Origin of the sequence: Haloarchaeobius litoreus, assembly GCF_024495425.1 — an archaeon.
Lineage (GTDB): Archaea > Halobacteriota > Halobacteria > Halobacteriales > Natrialbaceae > Haloarchaeobius > Haloarchaeobius litoreus.
Window position 1 is genome coordinate 1,060,665 of record NZ_JANHJR010000002.1, and the last position, 22,883, is coordinate 1,083,547.

The 22,883-nt window shown below is 67.2% G+C and carries 20 protein-coding genes; 15 read left to right on the forward strand and 5 right to left on the reverse strand.

The genetic code is table 11. The annotated features are described in order from the left end of the window. Positions 1-59: 59 nt before the first annotated feature. From NOW55_RS12175 to NOW55_RS12200, 6 genes are all read left to right on the forward strand, one after another. Positions 60-1,970: a 2-oxoacid:acceptor oxidoreductase subunit alpha gene (locus NOW55_RS12175; protein ID WP_256400361.1), complete on the forward strand. Its 1,911-nt coding sequence runs from the start codon at positions 60-62 to the stop codon at positions 1,968-1,970. Positions 1,971-1,973: 3 nt separating this feature from the next. Continuing rightward, complete coding sequence (locus NOW55_RS12180; RefSeq protein ID WP_256400362.1) at positions 1,974-2,909, forward strand: thiamine pyrophosphate-dependent enzyme; 936 nt, start codon at positions 1,974-1,976, stop codon at positions 2,907-2,909. 103 nt (positions 2,910-3,012) lie between these two features. After that, positions 3,013-3,441, forward strand: a complete 429-nt coding sequence (lrpA1, locus tag NOW55_RS12185; RefSeq protein ID WP_256400363.1) for an HTH-type transcriptional regulator LrpA1 — start codon at positions 3,013-3,015, stop codon at positions 3,439-3,441. Between the two features lie 95 nt (positions 3,442-3,536). Continuing rightward, positions 3,537-4,019, forward strand: coding sequence for an SRPBCC family protein (locus NOW55_RS12190; RefSeq protein WP_256400364.1), 483 nt, complete (start codon positions 3,537-3,539; stop codon positions 4,017-4,019). 64 nt (positions 4,020-4,083) lie between these two features. Beyond that, a complete protein-coding gene (locus NOW55_RS12195) occupies positions 4,084-4,644 on the forward strand; it encodes an FAD-dependent oxidoreductase (protein ID WP_256400365.1) in 561 nt (186 codons plus the stop codon). 78 nt (positions 4,645-4,722) lie between these two features. Further along, positions 4,723-5,643, forward strand: a complete 921-nt coding sequence (locus NOW55_RS12200) for a DMT family transporter (RefSeq protein ID WP_256400366.1) — start codon at positions 4,723-4,725, stop codon at positions 5,641-5,643. 111 nt (positions 5,644-5,754) lie between these two features. Here the strand turns inward: NOW55_RS12200 and queC are convergent, their stop codons facing one another. From queC to NOW55_RS12220, 4 genes are all read right to left on the reverse strand, one after another. Beyond that, positions 5,755-6,501, reverse strand: coding sequence for a 7-cyano-7-deazaguanine synthase QueC (gene queC / locus NOW55_RS12205; RefSeq protein ID WP_256400367.1), 747 nt, complete (start codon positions 6,499-6,501; stop codon positions 5,755-5,757). Positions 6,502-6,518: 17 nt separating this feature from the next. Beyond that, positions 6,519-7,283 (reverse strand): 7-carboxy-7-deazaguanine synthase QueE, encoded by a 765-nt coding sequence (locus NOW55_RS12210; protein ID WP_256400368.1) that lies wholly within the window; start codon positions 7,281-7,283, stop codon positions 6,519-6,521. Between the two features lies 1 nt (position 7,284). Further along, positions 7,285-7,746: a 6-pyruvoyl trahydropterin synthase family protein gene (locus NOW55_RS12215; RefSeq protein ID WP_256400369.1), complete on the reverse strand. Its 462-nt coding sequence runs from the start codon at positions 7,744-7,746 to the stop codon at positions 7,285-7,287. 98 nt (positions 7,747-7,844) lie between these two features. Then, the gene (locus NOW55_RS12220; protein ID WP_256400370.1) at positions 7,845-8,204 is read right to left on the reverse strand and encodes an ArsR/SmtB family transcription factor; all 360 of its coding nucleotides are present in this window, start codon (positions 8,202-8,204) and stop codon (positions 7,845-7,847) included. Positions 8,205-8,949: 745 nt separating this feature from the next. Here NOW55_RS12220 and NOW55_RS12225 point away from each other — a divergent pair. The 8 genes from NOW55_RS12225 to NOW55_RS12265 all read left to right on the forward strand — a co-directional run bounded on the left by NOW55_RS12225 (position 8,950) and on the right by NOW55_RS12265 (position 17,787). Further along, positions 8,950-9,537, forward strand: coding sequence for a chemotaxis protein CheW (locus NOW55_RS12225; protein WP_256400371.1), 588 nt, complete (start codon positions 8,950-8,952; stop codon positions 9,535-9,537). A gap of 125 nt (positions 9,538-9,662) precedes the next feature. After that, entirely contained in the window at positions 9,663-10,025 is a 363-nt protein-coding gene (cheY, locus tag NOW55_RS12230) for a chemotaxis protein CheY (RefSeq protein ID WP_089733104.1), read from the forward strand. Beyond that, a complete protein-coding gene (gene cheB, locus NOW55_RS12235; protein WP_256400372.1) occupies positions 10,022-11,095 on the forward strand; it encodes a chemotaxis-specific protein-glutamate methyltransferase CheB in 1,074 nt (357 codons plus the stop codon). Before cheY ends, cheB begins: the two co-directional genes overlap by 4 nt. Next, complete coding sequence (locus NOW55_RS20615; RefSeq protein WP_303648701.1) at positions 11,088-14,597, forward strand: chemotaxis protein CheA; 3,510 nt, start codon at positions 11,088-11,090, stop codon at positions 14,595-14,597. The genes cheB and NOW55_RS20615 overlap by 8 nt, the downstream gene beginning before the upstream one ends. Before the next feature lie 25 nt (positions 14,598-14,622). After that, positions 14,623-15,228, forward strand: a complete 606-nt coding sequence (locus tag NOW55_RS12250; protein WP_256299515.1) for a chemotaxis protein CheC — start codon at positions 14,623-14,625, stop codon at positions 15,226-15,228. Next, positions 15,225-16,469: a chemotaxis protein CheC gene (locus NOW55_RS12255; RefSeq protein ID WP_256400373.1), complete on the forward strand. Its 1,245-nt coding sequence runs from the start codon at positions 15,225-15,227 to the stop codon at positions 16,467-16,469. The genes NOW55_RS12250 and NOW55_RS12255 overlap by 4 nt, the downstream gene beginning before the upstream one ends. After that, the gene (locus NOW55_RS12260; RefSeq protein WP_256400374.1) at positions 16,466-16,987 is read left to right on the forward strand and encodes a chemotaxis protein CheD; all 522 of its coding nucleotides are present in this window, start codon (positions 16,466-16,468) and stop codon (positions 16,985-16,987) included. The genes NOW55_RS12255 and NOW55_RS12260 overlap by 4 nt, the downstream gene beginning before the upstream one ends. Continuing rightward, complete coding sequence (locus NOW55_RS12265; protein ID WP_256400375.1) at positions 16,984-17,787, forward strand: CheR family methyltransferase; 804 nt, start codon at positions 16,984-16,986, stop codon at positions 17,785-17,787. Before NOW55_RS12260 ends, NOW55_RS12265 begins: the two co-directional genes overlap by 4 nt. 171 nt (positions 17,788-17,958) lie before the next feature. Here NOW55_RS12265 and NOW55_RS12270 read toward each other — a convergent pair whose 3' ends face one another. Further along, positions 17,959-21,309, reverse strand: coding sequence for a methyl-accepting chemotaxis protein (locus tag NOW55_RS12270; RefSeq protein ID WP_256400376.1), 3,351 nt, complete (start codon positions 21,307-21,309; stop codon positions 17,959-17,961). Positions 21,310-21,588: 279 nt separating this feature from the next. Here NOW55_RS12270 and NOW55_RS12275 point away from each other — a divergent pair, with 279 nt between their 5' ends. Beyond that, a complete protein-coding gene (locus NOW55_RS12275; protein WP_256400377.1) occupies positions 21,589-22,836 on the forward strand; it encodes a hypothetical protein in 1,248 nt (415 codons plus the stop codon). The last annotated feature ends 47 nt before the right edge of the window (positions 22,837-22,883 follow it).

The following is a 22,883-nucleotide window of genomic DNA, read 5'->3' on the forward strand; positions in this document are numbered from 1 at the left end:
GTCTAACTCCATCCAACCTCCTAATACACTGGCCTTACAGGGGGCCGTGATTACTGAGCATGACTGACGACGAACTTATCTGGCGGATCGCAGGCGGTTCCGGTGACGGGATCGACTCGACGAGCCAGAACTTCGCGAAGGCCCTGATGCGGTCGGGGCTCGACATCTTCACGCATCGCCACTACCCGTCTCGCATCCGTGGTGGCCATACGTACGTGGAGATTCGAGCGGCAGGGCACGAGGTACAGTCCCGCGGTGACGGCTACAACTTCCTGCTCGCGCTGGGCGACTCGTTCGCGCGGAACCCGAAGGAGGAGGCCGTCTACGGCGACGAGGAGATCAAACCGCTCTCGGAGAACCTCGACGAACTCCGCGAGGGCGGGGTCATCGTCTACGACTCCGGGCTGCTGGAGGAGGACGACGTTGCCGAGCTGGATCTGGACGAGCGTGCCGAGGAGAACGACTGGCACGTCTTCCCCATCAACCTCCGCGGCATGGCCAAGGAGCACGGCCGCGAGGTCATGCGGAACACGGCCGGCGTCGGCGTCACGGCCGCGCTGCTCGAGATGGACCTTGAGCACATCGAGAACCTGATGACGGACGCCATGTCCGGCGACGTCCTCGAGGCGAACCTCTCCATCCTGCGCGATGCCTACAAGATGGCCCAGGAGGAGTACGAGTTCGAGCACGACGTGCGCGCCCCAACGGGCGAGCACGACGAGGAACAGGTCCTCGTCTCCGGCTCGAACGCCATCGCCTACGGTGCCATCGACGAGGGCTGCCGGTTCATCGCCGGCTACCCGATGACGCCGTGGACCGACGTGTTCACCATCATGACCCAGAACCTGCCGAAGATGGGCGGCATCTCCGAGCAGGTCGAGGACGAGATTGCCGCGGCGGCACTCGCGGTCGGTGCGAGCCACGCCGGCGCGAAGGCCATGTCCGGCTCGTCCGGCGGTGGATTCGCGCTGATGTCCGAGCCGCTCGGCCTCGCCGAGATGACGGAGACGCCGCTCGTGCTCGTCGAGTCCATGCGTGCCGGGCCGTCGACCGGGATGCCGACGAAGCCCGAGCAGGCCGACCTGGAACACGTCCTCTACACCTCCCAGGGTGACTCCCAGCGCGTCGTCTTCGCGCCGGGGAACATCGAGGAGGCGTACGACCAGACCCGGATGGCGTTCCACGTCGCCTACGAGTACCAGATTCCGACCATCCTCATCTACGACCAGAAGCTCTCCGGCGAGAACAAGAACGTCGACGAGAGCTTCTTCGACCGCGAGCCGAACCCGACGCTCGGGTCGACGCTCACGGAGGAGGAGCTGAAGGAGGCCGCCCACGAGGCGTCGGGCAAGTTCATGCGCTTCCAGTCGGACCCCGACGAGACCGAGAACGGCGTCAGCCCACGCTCCCTGCCGGGGCAGAAGGGCGGCCGCTACCTCGCGTCGGGTAACGAGCACTGGCCGTCGGGCCACATCGCCGAGGACCCGGACAACCGCGTCCTCCAGATGGACCGGCGTAAGCGCAAGATCGAGTCCATCCGACGGGAGCTCGACGAGGAGCACGACTCCCAGCAGACGTACTTCGGCGACGAGGACGCCGACCTGGGTATCATCACCTGGGGCTCCCAGCAGGGCACCGTCGAGGAGGCCGTCGAACGCCTCAACGACAACGGCCACTCCGTCAAGGGCATCGGCGTCTCCGACATGATGCCGTTCCCCGAGGGCGAGATGACCGAGTTCCTGGAGAGCGTCGACGAGGCGCTCGTCGTCGAGATGAACGCCTCGGCCCAGTTCCGCGGCCTGCTCCAGAAGGAGCTGGGCCGGTACGGGCCGAAGCTCACCTCGATGCTCAAGTACAACGGGAACCCGTTCGAGCCCGGCGAGATCGTCGAGGGGTTCGAGATCCGCCTCGGCGGCGACTCGGCCGAACCGACAGCACAGGTGCGATTCGAACCAGCAGCAGGTGATTAGACCATGAGTGCATTCAACGCGATCGGAGAGGAACGAGAGATCGACCGGGACGAGTTCACGCCCGGCAACGAGCCCCAGCCGACCTGGTGTCCGGGCTGTGGCGACTTCGGCGTCCTGAAGGCGCTGAAGCAGGCCCTGCCCGAGGTCGGCCGCAACCCCGAGGAGGTCCTGACGGTCACCGGTATCGGCTGCTCGGGCAAGCTGAACAGCTACCTCGACAGCTACGGCTTCCACACCATCCACGGCCGCTCGCTGCCCGTCGCCCGGGCCGCGAAGCTGGCCAACCCCGAGCTGGAGGTCGTCGCGGCCGGCGGCGACGGTGACGGCTACGGCATCGGCGGGAACCACCTGATCCACACCGCCCGGGAGAACCACGACATGACCTACATCGTGTTCAACAACGAGGTCTTCGGCCTGACGAAGGGCCAGACCTCGCCCACCTCCCCGAAGGGACACAAGTCGAAGACCCAGCCGTCGGGCAGCGCGAAGACGCCCATCCGACCGCTGTCACAGTCGCTCAACGCCGGCGCGGGCTACATCGCCCGGACGGCCGCCGTCAACCCGAACCAGGCGAAGGAGATCATCAAGGAGGCCATCGAGTACGACGGCTTCGCGCACATCGACTTCCTCACCCAGTGCCCGACCTGGAACAAGGACGCGAAGCAGTACGTCCCGTACATCGACATCCAGGAGTCCGACGACTACGAGCACGACACCACCGACCGCGAGGAGGCGGCCCGGATGATGTTCGAGACGGAGAACAAGCTCTACGAGGGCGAGGTGCTCACCGGTCGTTACTACGTGGACGACGAGAGCCCGTCCTACCAGGCCGAGAAGACGGCCCTCGGCGAGATGCCCGACGAGCCGCTCGTCGAGCGCTACTTCGACGACGACTACGAGTGGGAGCGCAGCTACGACCTGCTCGAGCGTCACAAGTAGCGCCGTCGCACGGTTTCTGACCGGTCTCCGTCCCGGCTTTGCGAACCGTCCGTCCCGTTTTCGGATTCATAACTTATTTTTCCGGGCACACAAACTCTACTGTATGAGCACCGAATCGACGGCCGACCGTATCCTCTCCGTGCTGGAGGAGGACGCGCAGGCTTCCTACGCCGAAATCGCCGACCGTGCCGGGGTTTCGAAACCCACCGTCCGAAAGTACATCAGCCAGCTCGAGGAGGACGGGGTCATCGTCGGCTATTCGGCCGACGTGGACCCGAAGAAGCTCTCCAGTCAGTCCATCGCATTGGTCGGCATCGACGTCGCCTCCGAGCGCTACGTCGAGGCGACGCGGGCCCTGAAGGACCTGGGCGCGATCGAGTCGCTGTACACCTCCAGCGGGGACCACATGCTGATGGCCGAGGTGCGTGCCGCCGACGGCGACGAGCTCGGCGACGTCATCCACGACGAGGTGCTCTCCATCGACGGTGTCACCGCCGCGCACCCGTCGTTCCTGCAGGAGCGCCTGAAGTAACGCCCGACGGACGGGTCCGTCGAAGCGATCACCGGTCACAGGCCGTCGGTGCGGTCACCCGGTTCCTTTTGCACTCGGATTCCCTACACGTATGTATGCCTGTCTACTCCCGTCGCACCGTCGTCGACGCCCCGTTCCAGACGGTCTGGGACTTCCACTCCGATGTCGCCGGGCTGGAGGCGCTCACCCCGGGGTTCGCGAACCTCCGCGTCGAGTCGGTTCGGGGGCCTGACGGCGAATCGGACCCCGACGTGCTGGAGACGGGCTCCGAGATCCGGATGTCGATGCGGCCGTTCGGCGTCGGGCCGACGCAGCGCTGGACGTCCGTCATCACGGAGCGGTCGGAGGACGCCGGCGCAGCGCTGTTCCGTGACGAGATGCGCGGCGGGCCGTTCCGCAACTGGGAGCACACCCACAGCTTCTACGCCGCCGGCGACCGCACCGTCGTCGACGACCGCGTCGAGTACCGGCTCCCGCTGGGCGGGCTGGGCGACCTCGGTGGCCCGTTCGCGTGGATCGGCTTCGAGCCGATGTTCCGGTACCGGCACCGCCGCACGAAGGAACTCCTGGAGCCCTGAGACACCCGTCCAGCTGACCGGCTCCTGTAGCTTTAACCGCGTCGCGGCTCTAGATTGGTACTGCATGACGCACGTCGTAGTCGTCGGCGGCGGTCCCGCCGGCCTGTCCGCCGCACTGTTCACCGCGAAGAACGGACTCGAGACAACCGTCTACGACATGGACGGCACCTGGATGCACAAGGCACATCTGTTCAACTACCTCGGCATCGAGTCGGAGGACGGCACCGAGTTCGTCGAGGAGGCCCGCAAGCAGGTCGACGGGTTCGACGTGGACCGCCAGCAGGGTATCGAGGTGACCGGGGTCGAGACGACCGACGACGGCTTCACGGTCACGACGGCCGACGACGACGCAGTCGAAGCGGACTACGTCGTCCTCGCGACCGGCGCGAACCGCGACCTCGCCGAGGACCTCGGCTGTGCGTTCACCGGTGAGGACGTCGTCGAGGTGGACGTGACGATGGAGACCAGCGTGGGCGACTGCTACGCCACGGGCGCGATGGTCCGCGCCGAGGAGTGGCAGGCCATCATCTCCGCTGGCGACGGCGCGGCGGCCGCGCTGAACATCCTCTCGAAGGAGAAGGGCGAGCACTTCCACGACTTCGACACGCCGGCAGACGCGGAGTAGTGCGACCGACGAACGGGCAGGCGGGCCCGGGTCGCCGCTACCGGAATCTCCTTGACGCGGCTGCCCGGATGGCCTGACGTGTCGGTCGCAGCCCGCCAGTACGTCGAGTCCCGTCCCGTCGTCGGGCTCGCCGTCGCCGTCGCCGCCGTCAGCACCAGCGCGCCGCTCGTCGAGCTGTCGGCCGCTCCGAGCTCGGTGAAGGCGTTCTACCGGGTGCTGTTCATGACCTGCCTCGTCGCGCCGGTCGCGTTGCGCCAGTCGCCGGGCGACTTCCGGCGCATCACCTCCCGGGACCTCGGCATCGCGGTCGTCGCGGGCGTCGCGCTCGCCGCCCACTTCGCGCTCTGGTTCGCGAGCATCGACCTGACGACCATCGCCGCGAGCGCGACGCTCGTCCAGACCCAGCCGCTGTTCGTCGCCGTCGGCGCGTGGTTGTTCCTGCGCGACAGGGTGACTCGCCGGACGGTCGTCGGCATCGTCGTCGCCGTGTTCGGGGCCGCACTCATCGGCCTCGACGCGGGGGAGAGTGCGACCGCAACCGACCCCCTGCTCGGGAACGTTCTCGCGGTGGTCGCCGCCGCGATGGCCGCGGGCTACGTGCTCGCCGGCCGGTCGCTCCGCCAGCGCATCCGGCTGTTCCCGTACGTCACCGTCGTCTACGGGGCCTGCACGGTCGTGCTGTTCGTGACTGTCCTCGTGGAGGGACACGCCCTGTTCGACTACCCGCCGCGGGAGTACGCGCTGTTCCTCGCGATGGCCGTCGGCCCGGGAATCTTCGGTCACACCGTCATCAACTGGCTGCTCGAACGCGTCGAGTCGGCGGTCGTCAGCGTCTCGCTGCTGGGGGAGCCACTGGGGAGCGCGCTGCTCGCGCTGGCGCTGTTCGCGGAGGTCCCCGGCGTCCTGACGGTCGCCGGCGGGGCCGTCGCGCTCGTCGGCATCGGCATCACGGTCTGGACGCGCGAGCGAGACGCAGCCGACGAGTCGGCGACCGGCTGACGCGGCTGGGGAGACCCTTTCGCAGGACTGGCCGTCGGGGACGTCCGCCGGTTGTGTCACCCACACACACCACTGTTGCACGTGATGCAAGTGAACGGTCGTGTTTCCGGGTCAGTCGACGTAGCTCGGGCGCTCCTCGTACTCGATGGGGTCCCGCTCGCCGAGGCGCTGGAACGCCTGGAGCCGGAACGCACAGGCGTCGCAGGTGCCACAGGCCGGCGCGTCGGCACGGTAGCACGACCAGGTGTGCTCGTACGGCACACCGAGTTCGAGGCCGCGCTCGGCGATGTCCGTCTTCGACCACTCGACGAACGGGGCCTCGATGGCGATGTCGGTCTCCGGTCTCGTCCCCACGTCGACGACGGTCTGGAAGGCATCGAAGAAGGCGGGGCGGCAGTCGGGGTAGCCCGAGAAGTCCTCGCTGTGGGCACCGATGAACAGCGCGTCGCAGTCCTTCGCCTCGGCGTAGGAGACCGCCATCGAGAGCAGGTTCGCGTTCCGGAACGGGACGTACGACGAGGGTATCTCGTCGGCGTCGAGGTCGGCGTCCGCGACGGCCACCTCGTCGTCGGTCAGCGAGGAGCCGCCCACTGCCTGCAGGTGGCCGGTCTCGACGTGGAGGAAGTCGACGACTGCGTCGAGTTCGACCGACAGTGCCTCGGCGCTCTCGAACTCCCGGGTCTGGGTGTTCTGGCCGTAGCTGGTGTGCAGCAGGCACACCTCGTAGCCCCGGTCGGCTGCGAGGTACGCGGCGGTCGCGGAGTCCATCCCGCCGGAGGCGAGGACGACGGCGCGCCGATGGTCGGGGTGTTCGTCGGTATCGTACTGGTCGCCGGTGTCGGTGGTCTCGTCGGTCATGGGTTCTGTGAAGGCGGTCACGTCTCGGGGGCGTCGTTCCAGAGGTCCACGTGCAGCCGTGGCGTGTAGCGGTAGCCGTGTGCCAGCGCCAGCTCGGCGACGCGGTCGCGGGTCTCGGCGAGTCGCTCGCGCGTCGCGCCCTCGGGCATGAGCAGCACGTCATCGTCGTGGATCGGTACCCGGGCGCGGTCTCGGAGCCGCACGAGCAGGTCCTCGACATCGCGCACGTCGGCCTCGTCCGTGACGACGAACTTCAGCTGGTGGTCGTAGTCGGCGACGAGTCTGGAGAGCGTGTTGATGTCGATGCGGTCACGCTCGTGACGCTCCGCCCACTCGCCCTCGCCGGCGGGGTCGCGCTCGGCCGTCGGTGTGCTGTTCGCCAGCTTGGGCGAGACGGAGGCGAGGTCGATGGGTGCGTCGCGGTGGATGGTGCCGTTCGTCTCGACGGTCGTGTGGTAGCCCCGGTCGTCGAGCTCGTGGAGCAGGTCGACGACAGCGTCGTGGAGCAGTGGCTCGCCGCCGGTGACGACGACGTGGTCCGCACGGTCGTACCCGGCGACGGCCTCGACGATGTCGTCGACGTCCATCCAGGCGTGAGTGGGGTCCCACGAGGTGTGGTAGGAGTCACAGAACCAGCAGCGCAGGTTGCAGCCGCTCGTGCGGACGAACACGCTCGGGACGCCCGCGAGGCCGCCCTCGCCCTGGAGCGAGTAGAACAGCTCGTTGATGGGGAGGTCGCCGTCGCCGTCGGCCGCTCGGGTGACGTCGCTGGTGACGGGCATCTCAGAAGCCGCCACCGCACAGCTCCGACGTCTCCGCGACGCGAACGGCGACGTCGGTCACGTTGTCGGGGAGTCGCGCCTCGAGTTCGGCCTCGAAGCAGGCGCTCATCACCTCCGCCGTGGGCGGGTGCTCGAGGACGACGATGCCGTCGCCGTCGCCGGTCGACTCGAACGCCTCGACGAGCGGGTCGTTCGCCTCGAGCAGGAACCGGTGGTCGAACGCCTCGAGCACGTCGGTCACGTCGCCCTTGTCGACGACCCAGCCCTCGTCGGAGAGCGTCCCGGTCAGGCGGACGGTCACCTCGTAGTTGTGGCCGTGTGGTCGCGAGCACTTCCCGTCGTGATGTTGGATCCGGTGACCGGCGCTGAGACGGATGGGCCGGTCGCGACCGACGTAGAGCGTCCGCTCGGTGTCGGCGAGTTCGACGCGCTCCCGGTCGCGTTCGAGGGCTACTCCAGTCATACCCAGGTATTCCCGAAGGAATACTTGAATCTGCCGAACGGGTCGCTGGCACGTCGCAGTCGCCACTGGCGGCAGGGAGGCCAGACCGCCCGCGGAACTCACTCCATCTGGTCCTGGATGCGGTTCTTCGCCTCCGAGCGTTCCTTGCAGGAGAACGAGGGGACCGTCTCGGAGAAGTCGACCGCGAGTTCGTCGAGCGTGCGTCGGTAGACGTTGGTCCGTCGACCCTCCTCCGAGAGCTGCCGGCCCTCGCACTCGAGCAGCCCCGCCTCCACGAGCTCCTCGATACGGCGGTAACAGGTCGCTATCGGGATCTCCATCTCGTCGCTGAGTTCTTGCGCCGATGCTGGCGACTGCGCCGCACAGAGTATCTCCGCGCTGTACTTGTTGCCCAGTGCCTCGAGCAGGTCCCGCTCGTCGACCCCAGTGCCTTGTTCAGCCCATCGTCCAGTAGACATCTGCCACAGTATAGTCTGATTATCAAGATTGAATCTTGTGGTAGTGAGCCGTTAGGTTTCGCGCGACCGGCAGGATACCCTCGTACGACACAACACGGAGACGTGGTGGGGTCACCGGGTCGAAGATGGCGGTATCCGCGGTGGAAGATATCATGATATTCACATCTTCTCCTCGCCCTCGTCGTCTACACGCTCGGGGTGATGCTGAGGGCCGGCCAAGGGCGGCACGTTCGACCCCACCCGGACCATCGGGGACACGTTCGCGTTCCTCCCGTTCGCAGCCAGCGACCACTACGTGAACGAGTTCGCCGACGTGGAGACGGACGCTCACCGAACGGACGTGCCCGCCGTCCTCGTGTTCGGCGTCGACGTCTTCGCGAACCACTTCTCGAAGCAGTGACCGGACGACACGCCGACGCGCGCACCGGTAAGCGGACGTTACCGACCCGCCGGTCGCCGATACATCTCCGGCGCACCCACTGACTGACCACCGGGGCGACGTTCGCACTGTTCGGGCTGTTCCCGGTCGACGGTGTGCTCCCCCGAGTGGCCGGCTGGAGCTGTCTCCTGCTGGCACCGGCCGGGGGCGTCGCGAGTAGCCGGTTCCCCCGGGTCACGTCGCCGTGTTCGAGCGTCACGACGATGGTCGGGCTGGCGGACGTCCAGCTGCTGGCGTGGGCGGCGCTGGTCGTCGCTCGCGGGGGTCAACGTTTTTACCCACCAGGGGTATTAGGCGCATAGAACCATGTCTGCGGACCTGCCCGACGAACTTCTGGACGTCGAGGTCGAGGCCGACGCCGAGGATCTCGATCCCGACGCGACGACCGAGCGCCCCGACGACGCCCCACGCGAGCAGGAGGACGAGGAGACGGAGCGGTTCGTCGTCTTCCACATCGGCGAGAAGCTGTTCGCCGTCAGTGTCGACGCCGTCAAGAGCATCGTCAAGATCCCCGAACGGACCCGCGTCCCCCGGACCTCACCAGCCATCGACGGCATCATGGACCTCCGTGGCGAGATCACCGCCGTCATCGAACCCCGCGTCCACTTCCGCATCGACGCGGACCCCGCACCGTTCGAACGCCAACGCATCATCGTCTTCGACCGCACCGCCGACAAGCAGGGCGTCGGAATCCGGGTCGACGGCGTCGACGGCGTCGAGATGTTTCCACTCCGACAGATTGTCCCGGGCGACCACGCGACGTCCGCCGACGCGTCGCACCCCCTCGTGGACGCGGTCATCCGCCGGGTGGAAGACGGCGATGTCACCGAACGTATCGGACTGCTGGACATCAAAGGGCTCATCAAGGCGTCGGGGCAGGACGCTACGGCCTGATTCCGACGACTAAACGTCCGATTACTGCGCGTTCGGATGCCCCTACCCCGTGTTCTCGACTCTGATAACCGGGCAACAGCATTTATGTTCGCGCTACGTCTAACGTGGCTTGGTGTACTAACTGAATGTCGACAGGGGTGCTCATCGTGGACGACTCTCATTTTATGCGGAACCTCCTCCGTCAGATATTGGAGGACGAGTATGACATCGTGGGAGAGGCGTCCAACGGGGCAGAGGCGGTCAAACTGTACAAAGAGGAAAATCCGGACATCGTGATGATGGACATCGTGATGCCGAAGTGTAACGGTATCAAGGCTACAGCGGCCATCAAGAAGCTGGACCCGAGCTCGCGGGTCATCATGTGTACGTCCGTCGGCCAGCGGGAGAAGATGAAACTCGCCGTCAAGGCCGGCGCGGACGGATACGTCACGAAGCCGTTCGAGGAACCGAGCGTGCGGAAGGCGCTCAAAGACGTCGTACCTGCATGACGAGCGTGCTCGTTGTCGACGATTCGCAGTTCATGCGGACGGTCATCGGCAACATCCTCGCCGACAACGGGTACGAGGTCGAAAGCGCCAGCGACGGAAAACAGGCCGTGAAGGCAGTCGACGAGCACCAGCCCGACATCGTCACGATGGACGTGCAGATGCCCGGGATGAACGGAATCGATGCGGTCCGCGAGATCATGTCGACGAACCCGACACCGATTCTGATGCTCAGCGCCCACACCGACAGCGGTGCGGACGCGACGCTCGACGCACTGGCGGAGGGTGCCGTCGACTTCCTCACGAAACCGAGCGGCGAGGTGTCACCGGACATCGCCAGCCTCTCGGACCGACTCGTCGAGAAGTGCGAGGCCGTCGAGCGCGCCGACATCTCGTCGGTCGCGGCGGCCAAGCGGACCGCGGTCGCCGGCGCAGGCGGCTCGGTCGCGGCCGACACGGAGTCGACACGGCAGTACGTCGACCACCCGACGGTCGTCATCGGCGCGTCGACGGGCGGGCCCAAGCTCGTCGAGCGCATCGTGCGGGACCTCCCGCTCGCGCTCGACGCGAAGGTGCTCGTCGTCCAGCACATGCCGGAGTCGTTCACGGAGCGCCTCGCGGCCCGACTCGACCGGTTCACCCCCTACGACGTGCGCGAGGCGAGCGACGGCGAAGCGGTCGACGACGGCGACGTCGTCATCGCGAAGGGGGGCTTCCACATGGAGGTCACCTCGAACGTCGCTGGCCGACTGCGCATCCGACTCACCGAGGGCGAACGGCGTCACGGTGTCCGGCCCTCCATCGACGTGACGATGGAGACCGCCGCCGAGCGGGTCAAGGACCCGCTCTGTGGCGTTACGCTGACCGGAATGGGCAAGGACGGCGCGGCCGGTATCGAAGCCATCAAGGCCGCCGGCGGCACGACCATCGCCCAGGACGAGGAGACGAGCCCCGTGTTCGGCATCCCGAAGCAAGCGATCGAGACGGGCTGCGTCGACCAGGTGCTGCCGGCGGACGGTATCGCCGCGGGCATCTGCTCGACGTTCGCCCAGGAGGGTCAGACGCATGGATGAGTACCAGAGAGACTTCGTTCAGGAGAGCGAAGAGAACATCACCGAGCTGAACAACGCGCTGCTCGAACTGGAGCGCGACCCAACGGACGACGCGGCCATGGACCGCATCTTCCGGATGGCGCACACGTTGAAGGGCAACGCGGGTGCGATGGGCTTCGAGCACGCCTCGAACCTCGCACACGCCATCGAGGACCTGCTCGAGGTCGTCCGCTCGGGTCAGGTCGAGGTCACGGCCGACCTGATGGACGAGATATTCGTGGGCGTCGACGAACTCGACACGATGGTCGACGAGGTCCGCGCCTACGGCGAGATCCGGACCGACCCGAGCGACACCATCGAGACCATCCGCGAGGTGCAGGAGGCGGCGACGGGCGTCCCGACGATCGGGGAGCCCGACGACGCTGCCATCGAGGACGCGGTCGCGGCGGCCGACGACCTCGCCGACGAGGACCACGACGTGTTCCACGTCCGCCTCGCGGTCGACGAGTCCGGCTCCGTCGCGCACGGGAGCGCGGTCGTGGACGCACTCGCGGACGCGTTCGACCTCCTCGGGACGGTGCCAGACCGGGAGACCATCGCTGCCGGGGACTACGACGGTACCTTCGACGCCGTCTTCGGCAGCGCCGTCGGCGAGGCCGCCATCTCGGCGGCGCTCGACCCGGTCGAGCCCGTCGCACAGGCCCGCATCAACGAGATCACCGAGACCTACGAGACCGCCCGCCTCGAACCGGAGTCCACCGACGCCGGCGACGAGGAGTTCGACGACCTGTTCGACGACGACCCCGGGAGCAGCATCGACGTCGACGACGCACAGGACATGAGCGTCGACGACCTCCTCTCGGAGTTCGACGAGTACGACGACCTCGACGCCATGGTCGAGGAGATGGACGACGTCTCCGGCTTCGACGACCTCGGCGACGCGGGCTCGTTCGACGACCTCGAACTCGGTGACGACCTCGACCCCGGCGACGAGCCGGCCGAGGACCCCCTCGACGACGGTTTCGGTGGGGACCTTGAGGACGACCTCGATGTCTCCTTCGAGGAGGAGGCCGAGGAGTCGGCGGCCGACGCCGAGCCGGCCGAGCCCGTCGAGGACCCCGACGAGGAGGTCGACGACGCGGCGGCGACGTTCGCGGAGCTCAAACAGGAGGTCGACCCGGTCGGCTTCGACGAGCTCCAGGACGAACTCGACGAGCTCGAGTTCGACGAGTACGCGGACGAGGAGGAGGTCGGCTTCGACGAACTCCTCGGCGAGGACTTCGAGGAGTCCGAGGACGATTTCTTCGGCGGCGACACCGAGGCCGCCGTCGGAACCGACCAGGACGAGGTCTCCGTCGACGACCTCGTCAGCGACGACGACGTCGCGGGCTTCGAGGAGAGCGAGGCCGAGACGCCTGTCGAACCGGGCGACCCCGTCGAGGCCGCGGAGCCAGACACGGCCGACGAATCTGTCGAGGCTGACGCTGGCGAAGCTGTCGAGGCCGAGCCCGCCGACGGTCCGGTCGATGCCGAAACCGCCGACGTGGCGGACGCGGAGCCGACCGCCGAGGCCGATGCAGCCGCGACCGACACGGACGTGGCGGACGCGGCCGACGCGGTAGTCGAGACCGACGACGAGATGGCGGACGCCGACGTGGCAGCCGGCGCAGCTGAGGCGGACGCGGCCGACGGTTTCGGTGAGGACGACGTGTCCTCCGGGTCCGACTTCGGCGACGACGCTGCGACCCCGGCGTCCGACTTCGGGTCGTCGGACGACGACTTCGGAGCCGATGCGTTCGACGACACCGACACCGGGTTCGACGAATCCGGTGGCTTCGGCGACGACTCCGGCGGTGACGAGTTCGAACTCGACGCGGCGGACCCCGACGCCCCGGCGACCGTCGACGACGCACCGGCGGACTCGTTCGCGAAGGACGAGTTCGAGGAGGACGAGTTCGGCGACGAACCCGCGACCGCAGCCGGCGACGGCTTCGACGAGCCTGCCGACACGGCGGGTGTCGGCGACGTCGGTGCGGGTGTGTCGGGCGACGAGGAGGACCTCGACCGCGTCGAGGTGCAACGGTTCGAACTCGACGAGCCCGCTGCCGACGGTGAGACGACCACCGAGGTCGAAACCGGCGACTTCGGGGCGGACGCCGACGACACCACGACGACCCAGCCGAGCGCCACCGACTACGGCGGCTTCGGCGAGGTCGACGTCGACGGCGCAGACGGGTTCGACCCGGCACCGGAGCCGGAGACCCCCGAGGCCGGTGCCGCCGCGGGCGACGCGAGCGACGCAGCCGCCGCCGAGGTCTCCGCGGTCGACGTCGACGTGGACATCCAGACGCTCGCCGACGAGGACGGCGACGCCGAGACGGACGACGAGATCCAGTCCATCCGCGTCGACGTCGAGCAGGTCGACAAGCTGCTCAACCTCGTCGAGGGGCTGGTCACCAGCCGTGTCCGGCTCCGTCGGACCGCCGAGGAGGGAGCCGACCCAGACGAACTCGACGACGAACTCGACGAACTGGAGGACCTGACCGGCGAGCTCCAGGACACCGTCATGGACGTCCGCCTGGTGCCGGTCCAGATGGTCGCGAACCGCCTGCCGCGCATCGTGCGCGACATCTCCCGCGAACAGGACAAGGACGTCGAGTTCGAGATGCACGGCGAGGGCGTCGAGGTCGACCGGTCCATCCTGGACCGTATCGGCGACCCGCTGGTCCACATCGTCCGGAACGCGGTGGACCACGGCATCGAGGACCCCGATGAACGGGAGGCCGCAGACAAGCCCCGAACCGGTCAGGTCTCGCTCGAGGTCGAGCGGGCACGCGACCAGGTCGTCATCGAGATCGAGGACGACGGTCGCGGGCTCGACGCGGACCGGCTCCGCGATGCCGCGGTCGACGCCGACGTGCTCACCGCGGACGAGGCGGCCGACCTGTCCGACGAGGACGCCTACGAGCTGATCTTCCACCCCGGCCTCTCGACGGCCGCGGAGGTGACCGACGTCTCCGGCCGCGGTGTCGGGATGGACGTCGTCAGGAGCACCGTCAACGACCTCGACGGTTCCGTCTCCGTCGAGAGCGAACCCGGCGAGGGGACGACCATCCGGATGCTGCTTCCGGTCACTGTCGCCATCGCCGACGTGATGTTCGTCACCTCCGGCGACGAGGAGTTCGGCGTCCCGGTCAAGGACATCCAGGACATCGGGGACGCAGCCGAGATCAGCGTCGAGGACGGCCAGGAGGTCGTCCGCGCTGGCGACCGCTCGTACCCGCTCGTCCGGCTCAACGAAGCGCTCGAGACGCCGGGCAGAGCGAGAAACGGCGACGGCATGCTGCTGCGCATCCGCGACGAGGTCCGCCCCGTGGCGGTCCACTGCGATCAGGTTCGCGGCCAGCAGGAGGTCGTCGTGAAGCCCTTCGAGGGTGTCCTCGGAGGTATCCCCGGGCTGAGCGGTGCGACAGTGCTGGGCGAAGGTGAGGTAGTCAACATCCTTGACGTGAAGACACTATGAACGGACGAAAACACTGGAGGAAGCTATGAGTCTGATGGTCGACATCCGGAAGCTGAGTTTCATCAACGAGATGGCCAAGGTCGGCACCAACGGGGTCGCCGACAACATGAGCAAACTGACAGGCGAGGACGCCAAGATGGAGGTGACGAAGACGAACTTCATCGATATCCAGGACATCAAGACCCAGATGGACGCCGGCAAGCGCGTCGGTGTTCGGGTCCGCCTGATGGAGCCCCCGCACGGGCACATCCTCATCCTGTTCCCGGAGGCGAGCGCCCGCAAGATAACGGCGCTCATGCTCTCGGACATGGTCGACGACATGTCCGAGGTGTCCGGCGAGATGGCCCGCTCGGCGGTCGAGGAGCTCGGCAACATGATGGCGTCGGGCTTCATCGACGGCTGGGCGGACGTGCTCGGTCGCACCATCGACATCGCGACACCGCAGCTCGTGTACGCACCGGCCGGTGAGATCGTCGAACGGACCGCGGGCCTCGGCGGCGAGGACCTCGCGCTCTTCTTCGACTCCAACCTGACCGTCCCGAGTTACGACATCGACGCCGAGATATACGCCTTCCCGAACCTCGAGGAGTTCGTGGAGATGGTCAACGGGATCGAAGCCAGGCCCCAATGAAACTGGACATCACCGCGCTCGGCACCTTCTACGACATGGCGAGAGAGGGTGCTGGACTCGCGGCGGGTCGGCTGACCCGCATGACCGACGTGGAGACGCGCGTGGGCATCACGAAGCTCAACTTCATGCGCGGCTCCGAGATCCGCACGGAGTTCGAGGATGGGGTGCCGAAGGTCGGCGTCCGCGTCGAGCTCTCGGGCGGACTGGACGGGCACTCGCTCATCCTCTTCGAGCGCGACGCGGCGCTCCGCGTCGTCAGCGCGCTCGTCGAGGAGGCGTCGGCCGACGAGTTCGACGACATGAGCCGCTCGGCTGCGACGGAGGTCGGGCAGATCATGAACGCCGGCTTCATCGACGGCTGGGCCGACGTGCTCGGCACCGCCATCGACGTCTCCACGCCCGAGTTCATCGAGGGCGAGACGGCAGAGCCGTTCCTCGGCGACCTCGAGGAGGCCCCGCAGGGCGACGACCTCGCGCTGCTGTTCCAGAGCCAGATCGAGGCGGTCGACACGGAGATCGGGTTCAAGCACTACCTGTTCCCCGAGCGGGAGTCGATGGCCGCCATCCTCGACAAGCACACCGACCCCGACAGTCAGGGCATCGAGTACGACAAGCTCGCGGGCTTCGACGAGATGGCCCAGCAGGGCGCACGGGAGGTCGCCTCGAACATCACGACGCTCACCGGCATCGACACGAGCGTGAAGATCCGGCGGCTGAAGTTCGCATCGCTGGCGGCCATCCCCCAGGAGATAGACGACGAGATGCTCGTCGGCGTCGCCCACGAGCTCGACGGCACGCCGTCGGGCTACCTGCTGTTCCTGTTCGACGAGGCATCGGCCCGGGAGGTCGTCGAGGCGACCATCCCGAACCCGCCCGAGGACGAGTTCGGCGACCTGGGCAAGAGCGCCATCAAGGAGCTCGGAAACATCATGGCCTCCGGGTTCATCGACGGCTGGGCGAACGTGCTCGATACGACGATCGACCACTCGCCGCCGGAGTACATCCACGACTACGGCGCGGCGGTCATCGATCCCGTCATCATCCAGCTCGGCGAGAACCAGGACTTCGCGTTCGTCTTCGACACCGTGATCAAGGCCGAGGACCGCGAGTTCGACTGCTCCATCTACGCGATTCCGGACGAGGCGGACCTCGAACGGGCGCTGAACAACCTCGACATCGAGAAGATCGAGGACGCACAGACCAAGGCAGACTTCCCCATCGACGAAGTTGAAAACGCATGAAGACGTACGGCAGTGAACCGGGTGCACCCGAGCCGGTCCAGGTCGGTATCTCGGAGTTCGTGGTCAGGGGCAAAGAGTCGACGGAGACGTTGAAGTCCTACGGGCTGGGCTCGTGTCTCGCCATCGCACTGTACGACCCGGACTCGGGCATCGGCGGGCTGGCGCACGTGATGCTGCCCGACGGTGATGCGGCCGATGGCGCGGACACACAGCCCGGCAAGTACGCCGACACGGCCATCCGGGCAATGCTCCGACGGATGGTCGAGAACGGTGCAGCGTACACCTCCGTCGAGGCGAAGATAGCGGGCGGCAGCGACATGTTCGAGTTCGAGTCCTTCGGCGACGGCGTCGGCAACCGCAACGTCGCGGCGGCGAAGGAGGAGCTCGAGAAGCTCGGCGTCCCCATCATCGGCGAGGACGTCGGCGGGCAACGCGGTCGGACCGTCGAGTTCGATGTCGGGACTGGAACGCTCCAGATTCGAACCGCCGACGGCGACCGTGGAGTGACGGAGCTGTGACCGACGACTCCGACTTCAGTCGGGTCGCACGGTACATCGAGGACGAGATCGGGTTCGCGACGAGTCATTACAACGACAGCTACCTCAAGCGGCGGCTCTCCTCGCGGATGCGTCGCACCGACACGTCGGACTACGACGAGTACTACGAGCTGCTCGTCGACAACCCCGACGAGGCCCAGGAGCTGCTCGACGCGCTCTCGATCAACGTCACCGGTTTCTTCCGCAACCCCGACGTCTGGGAGGGGATCCGGTCGGTGCTGCGGACGCTCTCTGCGGAGCAGAACCGGGTCCACGTCTGGTCGGCGGCCTGTGCCGACGGCCGCGAGCCGTACTCGCTGGCGATGCTCATCCTCGACGACCCGCGCATCGACGAGGAGAAGTTCCGCGTCTACGGGACCGACATCAACGAGGAAGCGCTCGCGACCGCACAGGAGGGCGTCTATCACAGCACCCGCACCATCGACATCGAGGAGCAGCTCGGCTTCCTCTCGAACTTCCACGCGTACATCGACCGGGACGACAACCGGTTCGAGGTGACCGACCGCGTCAAGCGGCTGGTCACCTTCGCCCGGCACGACCTCATCAACGACGGTCCCAAATCCGGCTTCGACCTCGTCGTCTGTCGCAACCTGTTCATCTACATCGACAACGAGTACAAGCGGCCCATCCTGAAGACCATCGCCCAGTCCATCCGGCCGGAGGGCTACCTCGTCATCGGGAAGGCGGAGACCATCCCGCCACAGCTCAAGTCCGCCTTCGAGGTGCTCGACGGCCGGCTGCGTATCTACCAGCGCGAATAAGGGTGCCGTTTTTCGTCACGTCCGCAGGCCCGTAGCGACTGCCACGCCGGCCCCGCGGCCGGTTCTCGCCGTGGGCGGCGGAACGTCGACGTTTCGCTCCGTCACGAGACTGCTGCGTCGTCGCTCACGGGATAGCACGCGAAAGAAGCGCCGAGAGCCGCGGTCGCCGGCCTACTCGTCGTCCTCGGGCTCGGTCTGGGCGAACGAGAACATGTCGTCCTCGTTGCCCGCGTCGTCCTCGTCGTCGTCGTCTGCCGCCTCCTCGTCAGCCGTCTCCTCCGTGCCCGATTCGTCCGTCGCGTCGGCTTCGTCGGGCGTCTCCTCGGTCGTCTCGCTACCGAAGTCGATGTTCTCGACACCCGGGACCTCCTTGGTCTCGGTCTCCGGCTCCTCGTCACCCTCGTCTTCGAGGTCATCGAACGAGCCCTCGTCGAAGCCGAGCGCCTCGTCGAGCTGCTTGTCGATCTCCTCGTCGACGATGGGCTCCGTCTCGACGGGCTCGTCATCGACGGCCGTCTCCGCGTCAGCAGTCACGTCCGTCTCGTCTTCGACGACCGGCTCCGCGTCCGCAGCCACGTCGGCGTCGTCCTCCGTGGCCGGTTCGGCCGCGAACCCGTCGTCAGTCCCGGGTTCGGGCGGCTCCTCGCCGACCGCGGGCTCGTCCTCCATCTCCGGGGCCGTCTCGCCGTCGACCTCGGGCTCGTCGGTCTCGGGCGCGGCGGCACTCGTGTCGAACGCCGCCTCGTCGATACCCGCGTCGTTCGGTTCGTCGTCGCCGAACTCGATGTCGGGGTCGAAGTCCTGGATGTCGTTCTCGCCCGTCTCCTCGGGTTCCGCGTCGTCGGCCTCGCCGAGTTCGACGTCCGGCGCATCCATCGCCGCGTCCGCCTCGTCGACCGCCGTGTCCGGTTCGGTGGCGTCGTCGACGGGCTCGTCGGCGATGGCGTCGTCGGTCTCCTGAGCCGCCGCGTCGGGGGTCGGCTCGTCACTTGGCACCGCGTCGTCGAGTTCCAGCCCGTCCGCGTCGACGTCCTCGTCGACCGCGAGGGCATCGTCCTCGCCGAAGCCGCCGGTGTCGTCGAACGTGGCCGTCCCTGCGTCTGCGTCCGGCTGGGTGTCCTCGTCGAACGTCGCGGGTGACCCCAGGCCGCCGGCGTCGCCGTCGCCCTCCTCCACCGCCTCGATGTCGGTCTCGTCCGACAGTTCCATCACGGCCTCCGCAGCGTCGGAGTCCTCCGTGCCGACTGGTTCGGCGGCCTCGGGCTCGGCCTCCACGTCGGCGAGCAGGTCGGCCCCGTCCGCGAACTCCATCGCGGCGTCGACGTCGGTGTCGAAGCGGTCGAGGGCCTCGCTCAGCCGGGACGCCTGGTTTGCGAGGTCGCTCGCGCTCTTGGACACCTCGGTCAGTGCGGTGGTCTGCTCCTCGGCGGCTGCCGCGACCGTCTCCGCTTCGCTGGTGGTCTCCTCGGAGATGGTCGCCGCGTCGTCGACCATCGCGACGACCTCCTCCGTGGAGGCCGCCTGCTCCTCGGTCGCTGCCGAGATCTCCTGGACACCGGTGTTGGTGTCCTCCGCGTAGCCGGCAATCTCGTCGAGTGCGTCCACCGTGTCCTCGACGGCCTCGGTGGTCGCGGAGATCTGGTCGGACGCACCCTCGACACCCTCGACCGTCTGCTGGGTGGTCGACTGGATGTGCTCCAGACGCTGCTCGATGTCCTCGGCCGCGTCCTTCGTCTCCTCGGCCAGATCCTTGACCTCCTGTGCGACGACGGAGAACCCCTCGCCGGAGGAGCCGGAGCGTGCGGCCTCGATGTTCGCGTTCAGCGCGAGCATGTTCGTCTGCTCTGCGATCTCGGAGATGAAGTCGATCAGCTCGTCGATCTGCTCCATCTCCGTCTCGAGCTGCTCGATCTGCTGGGTGACCTGCTCGCTCTCGCGCTCCAGCTGTGCCATGCGGTCGATCGCGTCCTGTGCGGCTTCGCGACCGTCGCGACCCGTCTCGGCGGTCCGCTCGGCCAGGTCGGCGACCTCGTTGGACGAGGACGCGATCTCCTCGATGGTGGTCGACAGGCCGGACATCTCCTGGCTGACGCGCTGGAGGCTGTCGTTCTGCCGGTCCGCACCGTCGGAAATCTCCTGGATGGACTCCGTGACCTGCTCGGACGCGGAGCGCACCTCCTCGCTGGAGGCCGTGACCTCCTCGGAGGAGGTGGCGACCTCGTTCGCGAAGTTCTTGAGCTGACCGACGGTCTCCTCCATCTCGCCGATCATCTCGTTGAACTCCGTCGCGATGTCGGCCATCGCCTCGGAGTCGGACTCGGCGTTCATCCGCTGGGTCATGTCCCCGGCGGAGACCTGCTGCATGACGCCGCTGTACTCGTCGGCCTTGCGCTCCAGGTGCCGGTTCATCTGCTCCGCCTCGGCACGGGCGAGTTCGGCCTCCTCGCGGGCGTCGCGGGCCTCCTGAATCTGCTCACGGAGGGCGTCACGCATGGACGCGAACCCGTCGTACAGCCGACCGATGTTGTCGATACGGTGCGTCTCGAAGTCGACGTTCAGCGTCCCCTCCTCCATCTGCTCGGTCTTCGTGGTCAGACGGTCGATGGACGCCGCGGTGTTCCGGCCGATGACGGTTCCGAACACGACGATGATGGCCATTCCACCGATGGTCGCGTACAGACCCCAGTCGCTCACCGTGTTGACGAAGCCGTACACCTCGTTCGTCGGCGAACTGATGGTCACCACCATGTCCCGGTTGGGGACCTGCGCGTAGCTGACTGCGTACTCGTCGCCGGCGTAGTCGCCGCCGACCATCGCACCAACCGCCTCGGGCGGGCTGCTCGTGGTGAACGTTCCCTGCCCGGCGAACGATTCGTCGCTGCCGAAGGAGCTCCCGATGAAGCCATCGGAGTCGACGCGGCTCACGTTCGCGAAGGCCACGTCGTTGTTGCTCGTCAGGATCATCGTCGCCTGTCCCTCGTCGTTCTGGATGGTGCGGCCGTAGTCGTTGACATCGACCGCGGTGACGATGACCTGCGACCCACTGGTCCCCTTCACCGGGTAGGCGTAGGCGACGACGGTCCGGTCGTCGTGGTTCTGGTAGACGGTGTAGTACGCGCCGTTCTCGGGGACGGTCCCCATGCCGCCACCCTCCAGTGCGCTCGCCCACGCCGTGTCGATGTCGGCGATCGAGGAGCCGTTGTAGGGGTCGTGCGAGGTCGCGAGCACGTTGTCGTTCTGGAGGCTGACCCAGTGCATGTCGCGGATACCCCGCTGGAACTGCAGTTCAGTCGTCCGTTCGTTCAGGACTGACTCGACGGCCGACCGGTCGTTGCTCCCGACTGGTTCCTCCAGTGCCGTCGCGGTCGTCTGTGTGATCACCAGGTTACGCTCGTCCCAGGACTGGAGGTTCCGTGCCTCCTGCTCTGCCTGGTCGGCCAACCTGTCGTTGACGCTCGTCTCCACTTCCTCTGTAATCTGACCCGTCGCGACGAACCCCACCGCCCCGACTGCCAGACCCATGATAAGGAGCGCGATACCGAACTTCAACGCGTAGCTTTTTCGGATAAATTTTGGTACGAGTCGACGGAGTGGGCCCAGCATATGTGCGATACGGTAGGTACTAGAATATAAAACGCTACCGGAGATTATCACACGTGAAAACACCAGACTGCGGCGGGGTTGGTCACCTGTCTTTAAATTAGTGGCCGTTCCATCGGTCGAATAAAAATACAGACCAACCGTACAGTTCCACCGCGCTGAGGGTAACATACATCCCGCTGACCGACGTACGCGGGGACGATGGGGCCGGATGAACGGACGATGGGGCCGGACGAACTGGCGTCGTACGTGGAGCGTGCCGGGAGCGCGGCCTCGGCGTCGGCCGAGCTGGGGCGGCGCAACACCCAGCTCCGACTCGTCGAGCCCTTCCTCGAGTGCCTCGGCTGGGACGTTCGCTCGCCCGCGGTCGAGGCGGCGTTCGCCGTCGACGACGCCGACGCAGTCGTCGACTACGCGCTGCTCGTCGAGGGTGTACCGGCGGTGTTCGTCGACACGATCGCCTGCGAGTCGTCGCTCGGGTCCGCGGACGGTGAGGCGTTGCTGTCCGCGATGGATACGGCCGGCGTCGAGTGGGGTATCCTGACCAACGGGCGTCGGTTCGCCTTCGTCGCCCGCCGGGAGGACGGCGAGGACGGGTTCACGTGCTCGCTGGCCGAGCTACCGTCACACGCCGACGACCTCGAGCGGTTCACGCCCGAGCGAGCCGGTGGGTACGTGCGGGGACGCGAACGCCGGCTGGCCGCCGCGGAAGTAATCGACGGCCAGCGGGACGCGCTCGGCGACGCTATCGTCGGTGAACTCCGCTCGCTGGCGGGTGACGACGCGGACGCCGTGCCCGCCGCGGAGCTCAGGACGGTCACGGACTCGTTCGTCGACGAGGTCCTCGCGACCGTCGCTCCGGATGAGTTTCGGAACGAGGCCGCCGGGGGTGGCGGCGAGGGAACCGACGAACCGGCATCGAACACACCCTCGCCTGAGTCGGTCACCGCCAGTACCGCCACACAGTCGACCCGGGACGAGCCGGCGAGCACGTCTCACCGGACCGACACCGGCGGAGCGGACGCAGACGGGTCGGACGGTGACGCAGAGGACATCGACAGCCACGATGTCGACGGGGCGACCCACGCCCCGATGACCGACGACGGGGAGTACGTCGCCCGGCTGTTCACGGACCGGACCTCCATCGGGGCCGTCGGCGGCTCCTCGGTCGCCGGGACGATGAAGGAGGCTGCCGACTACCTGCTCGAACAGCACCACCTCGATGTCGGACTGTCGCTCCCGTACGTCCCGGACGACGGCGGTCAGGCGGTCCTGAACCGGGTCCCGCGTCACCCGAGCGGCGAGGCGATGGACGAGTACGTCCAGCTCGATGCCGGGGTGTACCTCTGGACCGCGGGGTCGCTGGACGAGCGTCGCGACCGTATCGAGACGCTCGCCCGGGAGGCCGGCCTGCGCGTGATGTTCCAGGGCGACTGGAAGCAACGCTGAGTCGCAGCCGGAGAAAGCGGTAGGATCGTCACGGAGGCGACGCGGTT

Bases quoted from the DNA above. Each gene is read 5' to 3' on its own strand.
- NOW55_RS12175 (WP_256400361.1), top strand. From the start codon at position 60: ATGACTGACGACGAACTTATCTGGCGGATCGCAGGCGGTTCCGGTGAC.
- NOW55_RS12180 (WP_256400362.1), top strand. From the start codon at position 1,974: ATGAGTGCATTCAACGCGATCGGAGAGGAACGAGAGATCGACCGGGAC.
- lrpA1 (WP_256400363.1), top strand. From the start codon at position 3,013: ATGAGCACCGAATCGACGGCCGACCGTATCCTCTCCGTGCTGGAGGAG.
- NOW55_RS12190 (WP_256400364.1), top strand. From the start codon at position 3,537: ATGCCTGTCTACTCCCGTCGCACCGTCGTCGACGCCCCGTTCCAGACG.
- NOW55_RS12195 (WP_256400365.1), top strand. From the start codon at position 4,084: ATGACGCACGTCGTAGTCGTCGGCGGCGGTCCCGCCGGCCTGTCCGCC.
- queC (WP_256400367.1), bottom strand. From the start codon at position 6,501: ATGACCGACGAGACCACCGACACCGGCGACCAGTACGATACCGACGAA.
- NOW55_RS12210 (WP_256400368.1), bottom strand. From the start codon at position 7,283: ATGCCCGTCACCAGCGACGTCACCCGAGCGGCCGACGGCGACGGCGAC.
- NOW55_RS12215 (WP_256400369.1), bottom strand. From the start codon at position 7,746: ATGACTGGAGTAGCCCTCGAACGCGACCGGGAGCGCGTCGAACTCGCC.
- NOW55_RS12220 (WP_256400370.1), bottom strand. From the start codon at position 8,204: ATGTCTACTGGACGATGGGCTGAACAAGGCACTGGGGTCGACGAGCGG.
- NOW55_RS12225 (WP_256400371.1), top strand. From the start codon at position 8,950: ATGTCTGCGGACCTGCCCGACGAACTTCTGGACGTCGAGGTCGAGGCC.
- cheY (WP_089733104.1), top strand. From the start codon at position 9,663: ATGTCGACAGGGGTGCTCATCGTGGACGACTCTCATTTTATGCGGAAC.
- cheB (WP_256400372.1), top strand. From the start codon at position 10,022: ATGACGAGCGTGCTCGTTGTCGACGATTCGCAGTTCATGCGGACGGTC.
- NOW55_RS20615 (WP_303648701.1), top strand. From the start codon at position 11,088: ATGGATGAGTACCAGAGAGACTTCGTTCAGGAGAGCGAAGAGAACATC.
- NOW55_RS12250 (WP_256299515.1), top strand. From the start codon at position 14,623: ATGAGTCTGATGGTCGACATCCGGAAGCTGAGTTTCATCAACGAGATG.
- NOW55_RS12255 (WP_256400373.1), top strand. From the start codon at position 15,225: ATGAAACTGGACATCACCGCGCTCGGCACCTTCTACGACATGGCGAGA.
- NOW55_RS12260 (WP_256400374.1), top strand. From the start codon at position 16,466: ATGAAGACGTACGGCAGTGAACCGGGTGCACCCGAGCCGGTCCAGGTC.
- NOW55_RS12270 (WP_256400376.1), bottom strand. From the start codon at position 21,309: ATGGGTCTGGCAGTCGGGGCGGTGGGGTTCGTCGCGACGGGTCAGATT.
- NOW55_RS12275 (WP_256400377.1), top strand. From the start codon at position 21,589: ATGGGGCCGGATGAACGGACGATGGGGCCGGACGAACTGGCGTCGTAC.